This is a genomic window from Bacillus sp. NH11B (assembly GCF_001884205.1).
GTDB lineage: Bacteria > Bacillota > Bacilli > Bacillales > Bacillaceae_G > Bacillus_A > Bacillus_A proteolyticus.
The window spans coordinates 1-323 of record NZ_MAOG01000003.1 but is presented as its reverse complement, the minus strand read 5'-3'; the positions used below and the strand labels follow the sequence as shown (position 1 = coordinate 323).

The 323-nt window shown below is 35.6% G+C and carries 1 pseudogene; it reads left to right on the top strand.

Annotation, left to right across the window (positions count from 1 at the left end):
- Positions 1 to 323, top strand: a pseudogene (locus tag BAU27_RS00080) (IS200/IS605 family element RNA-guided endonuclease TnpB); the annotation flags it as partial.

Below are 323 nucleotides of genomic sequence, written 5' to 3'. Positions count from 1 at the left end.
TTTTCAAAAAACAAAACAATGCCCCGCGTTTCAAATCTAAGAAGAACAACGTACAATCTTATACCACAAAACAAACAAATGAAAACATTGCCGTTGTAGGAAACAAAATAAAATTGCCAAAACTAGGTCTTGTTCGATTTGCCAAAAGTCGTGAAGTAAAAGGACGTATTTTAAATGCTACAGTTAGACGGAACCCTTCTGGCAGATACTTTGTGTCATTGTTAGTTGAAACAGAAGTGCAAGAACTTCCGAAAACAAATTCTTACATTGGAATGGATGTGGGACTAAAAGATTTCGCCATTTTGTCAGATGGAACAACCTAT